A 7,438-nucleotide genomic window follows, 5' to 3' on the forward strand; every position below is an offset into this window, starting at 1 on the left:
CTCGTGCGGTGGCAGCACCGCAGCAGAAGAAGCCGAAGCGGCGCTCGCTGAGTAAGCACGTCTATCGCAGTGGAAATAACTTCTTTTAAAACTGCCCGCTCGCTGGTGCTAGGGCAGGCTGAAGCGAGGGTCTTTTGCCATGGCCGGAAAGGTTCCTTACTATTCCGGCATTTCCGCCATCCATGGCGGTCAGATGGCAAAAGTAGCGCCCAAGGATGGGTTTACAGCGCCCTCGCGGAAGCCTGCGCTGGCACCGATATATTCAGTTACCCTCTTAGATAACCAAAGGAAGAACCCCATGAGGCGTTTCCTTTCCTTAGGGCTGCTGTGCCTACTGTTGTTAAGCATCACAGTGACCGCCCAAGCACAAACGAGCTCCACGAATACTGCCGACGATGCGGCCGCGCTCGAACTGTTGGAGGCGCTGGACGTTGAGTCTTACGCCGCCAAAGGCGACGCGATCACCGCCATTTTGCAAAGCGATGACGAACGCGCCCGAGACTGGCTGCAGGCCTTGCTGGATGGCCGCTTGCAGCGTACCGAAGATGGCCGGTTCGTGCTGGTGCTCGAGAACCGCGGCCGCGACTGGCCGGTGGCCGATGTCCTAACCGGCGAAGCGTTGGGCGAGATGTCCCGCCGTGACCTGGAGCGTATTGGCATCAACAACAACCTACGTAATCAACTGCGCAGCGCCATCGCGGTAGTTGACCTCTACTCACCTAACGTGGAGCGCCGCCGTACCTCGGCCGAGCGCCTGTTAGGTGAAGTAGATGGTGAGCTGGTGCCCACCCTCGACGACTTGATCGAACAGGAAGAGGACGAGCAGGTGCGCTACCGGCTGACTCAGGCCGTGGCGATCTACCGTGCTGAAGCGGGCGAAATGGCTGGGGTCGAAGCGCTGGACGGCAGCCTACACCCCCGTTCCCGCGTGGCATTGAGCCGGGCAGTCAATAGCGATGATCCCGTCGTCGCCAATGCCGCTGCCGCTTCTCTGGCGGGCATTGAGCAGCAACTCAAAATCAATCGTGGTCTGGAAACGCTCTATTTCGGCTTGAGCCTCGGCTCAGTGCTGGTGCTAGCTGCCATTGGTCTGGCGATCACCTTCGGGGTCATGGGCGTGATCAACATGGCCCACGGCGAGCTGATGATGCTGGGCGCCTACACCACCTGGGCGATGCAGCAACTGCTGCCCGGCCAGCCTGGGCTGGCGTTGATTCTATCGATTCCCGCAGGCTTTATGGTCGCTGCTCTGGCGGGTGTGGCGATCGAGCGCGGTGTTATCCAGTTCCTCAAAGGCCGCCCGCTGGAGACGCTGCTGGCGACCTTTGGTATCAGTTTGATTCTGCAGCAGCTGGTGCGCACGGTGATTTCACCGCTTAACCGCACCGTGATTACCCCGGAGTGGATGAGCGGTTCACTGGTGGTTAACGATGCACTCTCATTAACGCTAAACCGCATGTACGTGCTTGGCTTTGCGCTGGTGGTGTTTGCCGGGCTGATGCTGATTATGCGTCGTACCCGGCTGGGGCTTGAGGTACGTGCGGTGACTCAAAACCGCGCCATGGCACGCTCCATGGGCATTCGTGCCACTCGTGTGGATATCATGACTTTTGCGCTAGGTTCGGGTGTGGCCGGGCTTGCCGGTGTCGCGCTCTCCCAGCTCACCAACGTCGGCCCCAACCTGGGGCAGAACTACATCATCGACTCCTTCATGGTGGTGGTGTTCGGCGGCGTGGGTAACCTGTGGGGCACGCTGGTGGCCGGGCTATCGCTGGGGGTCATTAACCAGGTGCTGGAACCCTGGGCAGGCGCGGTGTTGGCCAAAATTATCGTGTTGGTCTTTATTATCCTATTCATTCAGAAACGCCCGCGTGGACTCTTCCCGCAGAAGGGCCGGGCTGCGGAGGGCTAAACGATGTCTTTAACGACCGAATCATCGACGAATTTTTGGCTAACACGCCCATTCAGCGAACGCTCTACGCAGATTTTTCTCGGCGTGCTACTGGCCGCGCTGGCGCTGGTCACCATCCTGCACGTGGCAGTGCCGCCGGATAACCCGCTGCATGTGGGCGCCTATACGGTCAACCTGTTCGGTAAGTACCTAAGCTACGCGTTGCTGGCCGTGGCGGTGGACTTGGTGTGGGGCTATCTGGGCATTTTGAGCCTCGGCCATGGCGCCTTTTTCGCCATTGGCGGTTACGCCATGGGCATGTACCTGATGCGCCAGATTGGCGATCGCGGTACCTACGGCCATCCGGTACTGCCGGACTTTATGGTGTTCCTCAACTGGGACAGCCTGCCGTGGTTTTGGCACGGCTTCGATATGGCCTGGTTCGCCTTTGCCATGGTTCTGCTGGCTCCCGGGCTGCTGGCATTGGTATTCGGCTTTTTGGCGTTTCGCTCACGGGTCACCGGGGTATATCTGTCGATTATCACTCAGGCACTGACCTTTGCCTTGATGCTGGCTTTCTTCCGCAACGAGATGGGCTTCGGCGGTAATAACGGCCTGACTGACTTCCGCGAGATCGTCGGTTTTGACCTGCGCAGCGACGCCACGCGCCTAGGGTTGTTCCTGGCCACCGGCGTTGCGCTGGCGCTGGGATATATCCTGTGCCGTGCGATTGTGACCAGCAAGCTGGGGCGGGTGAGCGTGGCCACCCGCGACGCCGAAGCGCGTACGCGCTTTCTCGGCTACCGGGTCGAGCGCTTTCAGCTGTTTGTGTTTGTGGTCTCGGCGATGCTCGCAGGCCTGGCGGGCGCGCTCTACGTGCCGCAAGTGGGGATTATCAACCCCAGTGAATTCTCGCCGATTTTCTCCATCGAGATTGTGCTGTGGGTAGCGCTGGGCGGTCGCGCCACGCTATATGGCGCGGTGATTGGCGCCATTCTGGTCAACTACGCCAAAACCATCTTTACCGGCGTAATGCCCGATGCCTGGCTGTTTGCCCTGGGCGCGATGTTTGTACTGGTCACGGTGTTTCTGCCCAAGGGTGTCGCGGGGCTGTTTCGCTACCTCAAGCGCCGTAAGCGCGAGGAACAAACGACGGATCCTGACCATCAACACACGCCCGAGGAGGCCTCCGCATGAGTTTGCTGCAATCGCTGTCCCAGCGTGACCGGGTGTTCGATTTTATGGCGCCCCAAGCCTCGCCGGTGGACGTTCGCCATGGGCCGATTCTTTACATGGAAGATGTCACCGTTAGCTTCGATGGTTTTAAAGCCATCAATAACCTCAACCTAACCATCAACGACGGTGAGCTGCGCTGCATTATCGGCCCCAACGGGGCGGGTAAAACCACCATGATGGATATCATCACCGGCAAAACCCGCCCCACCAGCGGCAGCGTGTGGTTCGGGAGCCGCCATAACCTGCTGCACATGAACGAGCCCGATATTGCCAGCCTGGGCATTGGCCGCAAGTTTCAAAAACCCACGGTATTCGAAGCGCTCTCGGTGTTTGAAAATCTGGAGCTGGCCATGGCGGCGGACAAGCGGATTTTTCCTACCCTGACCGCCCGCATGACCGGCGAGATCAAAGACCGCATTGATGAAGTACTGGAAACCATCGGCCTGACAGAGCTGCGCCATCAACCTGCGGGCATTCTCTCCCACGGCCAGAAGCAGTGGCTGGAGATCGGCATGCTGCTGATGCAGCGCCCGCGTCTACTGCTTGTGGATGAACCGGTGGCGGGCATGACCGAGCAGGAGATGGAGCGCACTGCCGAGTTGCTCACCGGGCTGGCCGGTAAACAGTCCGTGGTGGTGGTCGAGCATGACATGGGCTTTGTGCGTTCGATTGCCCGCCAGGTGACCGTACTGCACCAGGGCAGCGTGCTGGCGGAAGGCACCATGGATCAAGTCTCCAGCGACCCCAAAGTAATCGAGGTCTACCTGGGTGCTGACGACGAGGAGGCTGCCTGATGCTAGCGATTGAAAAGCTCAACCAGTTCTACGGCGAAAGCCACACCCTCTGGGATCTTGATCTTGAGGTGCCTGCAGGCCAATGCACCTGCGTGATGGGGCGCAACGGCGTGGGTAAAACCACGCTGCTGAAAGCCGTGATGGGCGAAGTGGCCGTCAAAAGTGGCGAGCTGCGCTACACCGCCGAGACCGGCGAGATCGAGCTGACTAAAAAAGCCGTTGAGGCGCGCTCGCGGTTGGGAATTGGCTACGTGCCCCAAGGGCGGCAGATTTTTCCACTACTGACCGTAGAGGAGAACCTGCGCACCGGCCTTGCCGCCCGCAGTGACGGGCTGAAGAAAATCCCAGAGCGGGTCTATGAACTGTTCCCAGTGCTAAAAGAGATGAAACACCGCCGTGGCGGCGATCTCTCCGGCGGGCAACAGCAGCAGCTGGCGATTGGCCGCGCACTGGTCATCGAACCCAAACTACTGATTTTGGACGAGCCAGGGGAGGGCATTCAGCCCAATATCGTCGCCCAGATTGGCCAGGTGATTCGCCAGTTGATCAACGAAGATGGCCTAACGGTGCTACTGGTAGAGCAGAAGCTGCCCTTTGCCCGTAAATACGCCGACCGCTTTGTGATCATGGATCGCGGCCGACCGGTGGCCAAAGGTGAGATCAGCGAGCTCTCCAATGAGCTGATCAAGCAGCATCTGACGGTTTAAGTTACCCACACCCGGTTACCGTCTGCCCGGCCAAGCGGTTGTCGAAAGGCGGTCGCTTTTTTGCGCGCGGATGAGCGGTGTTTCCAAAAGCTGGGCTTCAAACGCTGGGCGGCGGTTCCACCGGCGCCTGGCGTGCCCGTTGGCGTTTGACCAGTTGGGTAATCACGCCGTAGCGTGGCCCTGCCAGAAAGGCGAGCATCAGGAATACGCCGGTCATGACGGCCATCATGCCGCCAATGGAGACGTTGAGATACACTGCGAGGTAGTAGCCAGAAATACTCGAGGCGATAGAAATTAGCGCACCGATGATAAACATCATCCACAGCCGGTCGGTCAGCAAATAGGCGGCGGAGGCGGGAACAATGGCAAAGGCGATAAATAGCACCGCGCCTACCGCATCAAAGGCCGCCACGGCAGTGGAACTAGTTAGCATTAGCAGCACATAGAAAAGAATCGAGGGCATAAAGCCGAACGTTTTGGCCAGCGCCGGATCGAAGGTGGCCAGCTTCAGCTCCTTATAAAAGAGTCCGATAAACGCGTAGTTGAGCACCGTCATCACGCTCATCGATACCAGCGCCTGGGGGATGGGCAGGCCGAAGATGTCGAGTGTATCCAGCCAGACAAAACCGATCTCCCCGAGCAGCACGGTATGCGTGTCGATATGCACATCATTGGCATAAATATTCAACAGCAGCACGCCGATAGAGAACAGAGCCGGGAAGACCAGGCCGATAGCGGTATCCTGCTTGACCCGTTTGGTGCTCGCTAAGGCTTCGGTGAGCAGGACGGTTAACAGCCCAGTGAGGGCGGCCCCGATCAGTTGTACCGGCCCGCTCTGTTGCTTGGTCAGCAGCCAGACGATGACGATGCCAAACACAATCGAATGGCTGATTGCGTCGGATAACATGCTGTTGCCGCGCAGCACTAAAAAGGTGCCCACCGCCGAGGAGGCGATGCCTACCATCGCGCCCACTAGCATAATGGGCAGGGCAGTTGTGGTCAGTAGCTCTGCCATCATGATGCTAATTCCTCAAAGGCCGCGACCACTCTTCTAGCCTCCGCCTGGCCCTGTGCAGTTAGCCCCCAGCAGTCCTCGCTGAGAGTGGCGCTGCTGCGTGGAGAGCGGATTAGGTAGCCTTGCTGCTTAAGCTTGTTGAGCATCCTGCGTGAACCGAGTGTTGAGGGGGCGCATGAGGGATCGGCCGAGTGTTTATATAGCGCATAAAGTAGCTGCTGTTTCTGCAGCGCTGACTTCTGGCGATAGTGCTTTATCACACCCCACAGCAGGCCACGGCCGGGCGCCAATGCCAACGATATAAGCACGATGGCGGTTGCGGTAAGGACAATCAGTGGGCCGGTTGCCAGACCGCGCGATAGGGTGCTGATGGTTGCCCCTGAAACACCACTGACAATACCGACGCCTGCGGCGATGGTGAGCATGCCGCCTAGGTGGCGGCTCCACTGTCGGGCGGCGGCCGCGGGTGCCACGATCATGGCGGCCATCAAAATCACACCGACCATCTGCAGGCCGACGACGACTGCTAGCGCAACCATAGCGGTGAGCGATGCTTCAATCACGGTGATAGGCATGCCGAGCGTGCGGGCGTACTCCGCATCAAAGGTGACCAGCTTGGCCTGTTTCCAGAAGACGGCAAGCAGCAGCAGCGTAACCAGCGTAATGCTGCCCATCACCCATAAATCGGAGCGCAGCGTCGCGGCGGCCTGACCGAACAGAAAGGCCTCAAGACCGCCCTGGGAGGCGTTATTGGTACTCTGTATATAGGTGAGCAGAACGATACCCACGGCAAAAAAGATACTCAGGCAGGCGCCCAGGGCTGCGTCAGTTTTCAGGCGGCTTAAGCGCGTCAGCATCAGCATAATCAGCGCGGCGGCGGAGCCGGTGATCAGTGAACCAATAATAATCCCGCCAATATCCCGGCTGCCGGTGATGATAAAGCTTAAACAGATGCCGGGAAGGGCTGCGTGGGAAATTGCGTCTCCCAGCAGGCTTTGGCGACGCAGCACCGCAAAACAGCCCAGCGGGCCGCTGATCAGCCCCAGCAGCGAGGCGCCAATGACTACATTCTGAAAGGTGTAGTCAGATAAAAGCTCAAGCCACACCATGGGTTACTTCACCTTTGAGGCGGCAAACATTAACGATTCATTGTCGTTAAGTAGCGCGATTTGGCCGCCGTAAGCCTGGCGCAGGTGATCGATCTTGAACACCTCCTCGGCCTTGCCGCTGGCGATGACTCGCACGTTGAGTAGCAGTAGCCAGTCAAAGTAGGTGCGAACCGTTTGCAGATCGTGGTGTACCACAATCAGCGTTTTGCCCGCGTCGCGCAGGTGGCGCAGGATATCGATAATGGCCCGCTCGGTGGTGGCATCGACGCCAGCCATGGGTTCATCAAGAAAATACACATCGGCCTGCTGCACCAGCGCGCGAGCCAGAAACACGCGCTGCTGCTGGCCACCAGAAAGCTGGCTAATCTGTCGTTCAGCGAAGGCGCTCATACCGACCATTTCAAGTGCTTCCTGCGCTTCATGGCGCTCTTTGCGACCCGGTCTCTTGAGCCAGCCCAAGCGCCCGTAAAGCCCCATGGTGACCACATCCAGCGCCGTGGTGGGAAAATCCCAGTCAACGCTTGAGCGCTGGGGCACGTAGCCCACCCGTTTACGCTGTGTGGCGTAGGGCCGTCCATGCACCATCACCTCTCCCGACAACGACGGCACCAGCCCAAGCAGGCTTTTGATCAACGTACTCTTGCCCGCCCCGTTAGGGCCGACAATGCCCGCCATGACACCGGCGG

Annotated in this window: 7 protein-coding genes; 4 read left to right on the top strand and 3 right to left on the bottom strand. The window is 59.1% G+C overall.

Annotated elements, in window-relative coordinates; all coding sequences use genetic code 11:
* Positions 1 to 298 precede the first annotated feature (298 nt).
* Genes urtB through urtE form a run of 4 tightly spaced genes read left to right on the top strand, consistent with a single transcriptional unit; the run spans position 299 to position 4,628 of the window.
* Positions 299 to 1,912, top strand: coding sequence for an urea ABC transporter permease subunit UrtB (gene urtB / locus HALA3H3_RS09595; RefSeq protein WP_022521343.1), 1,614 nt, complete (start codon positions 299 to 301; stop codon positions 1,910 to 1,912).
* Positions 1,913 to 1,915: 3 nt separating this feature from the next.
* Positions 1,916 to 3,088, top strand: a complete 1,173-nt coding sequence (gene urtC / locus HALA3H3_RS09600) for an urea ABC transporter permease subunit UrtC (RefSeq protein ID WP_022521344.1) — start codon at positions 1,916 to 1,918, stop codon at positions 3,086 to 3,088.
* On the top strand, positions 3,085 to 3,921 hold the full coding sequence (gene urtD, locus HALA3H3_RS09605; protein ID WP_022521345.1) for an urea ABC transporter ATP-binding protein UrtD: 837 nt from the start codon (positions 3,085 to 3,087) through the stop codon (positions 3,919 to 3,921). Before urtC ends, urtD begins: the two co-directional genes overlap by 4 nt.
* Positions 3,921 to 4,628, top strand: coding sequence for an urea ABC transporter ATP-binding subunit UrtE (gene urtE, locus HALA3H3_RS09610; protein ID WP_022521346.1), 708 nt, complete (start codon positions 3,921 to 3,923; stop codon positions 4,626 to 4,628). Before urtD ends, urtE begins: the two co-directional genes overlap by 1 nt.
* 97 nt (positions 4,629 to 4,725) lie before the next feature.
* On the opposite strand, the gene HALA3H3_RS09615 is transcribed toward urtE, so the two are convergent.
* From HALA3H3_RS09615 to HALA3H3_RS09625, 3 genes are all read right to left on the bottom strand, one after another.
* Complete coding sequence (locus tag HALA3H3_RS09615) at positions 4,726 to 5,646, bottom strand: metal ABC transporter permease (protein WP_009286158.1); 921 nt, start codon at positions 5,644 to 5,646, stop codon at positions 4,726 to 4,728.
* The gene (locus tag HALA3H3_RS09620; protein WP_022521347.1) at positions 5,643 to 6,752 is read right to left on the bottom strand and encodes a metal ABC transporter permease; all 1,110 of its coding nucleotides are present in this window, start codon (positions 6,750 to 6,752) and stop codon (positions 5,643 to 5,645) included. The genes HALA3H3_RS09615 and HALA3H3_RS09620 overlap by 4 nt, the downstream gene beginning before the upstream one ends.
* Before the next feature lie 3 nt (positions 6,753 to 6,755).
* Positions 6,756 to 7,438: metal ABC transporter ATP-binding protein (locus tag HALA3H3_RS09625; protein ID WP_082116839.1), on the bottom strand; the 683-nt coding region annotated here is incomplete at its 5' end.

This window comes from Halomonas sp. A3H3 (genome assembly GCF_000982975.1).
Classification (GTDB): domain Bacteria; phylum Pseudomonadota; class Gammaproteobacteria; order Pseudomonadales; family Halomonadaceae; genus Vreelandella; species Vreelandella titanicae.

Bases quoted from the DNA above. Each gene is read 5' to 3' on its own strand.
- urtB (WP_022521343.1), top strand. From the start codon at position 299: ATGAGGCGTTTCCTTTCCTTAGGGCTGCTGTGCCTACTGTTGTTAAGC.
- HALA3H3_RS09620 (WP_022521347.1), bottom strand. From the start codon at position 6,752: ATGGTGTGGCTTGAGCTTTTATCTGACTACACCTTTCAGAATGTAGTC.
- urtE (WP_022521346.1), top strand. From the start codon at position 3,921: ATGCTAGCGATTGAAAAGCTCAACCAGTTCTACGGCGAAAGCCACACC.
- HALA3H3_RS09615 (WP_009286158.1), bottom strand. From the start codon at position 5,646: ATGATGGCAGAGCTACTGACCACAACTGCCCTGCCCATTATGCTAGTG.
- urtD (WP_022521345.1), top strand. From the start codon at position 3,085: ATGAGTTTGCTGCAATCGCTGTCCCAGCGTGACCGGGTGTTCGATTTT.
- urtC (WP_022521344.1), top strand. From the start codon at position 1,916: ATGTCTTTAACGACCGAATCATCGACGAATTTTTGGCTAACACGCCCA.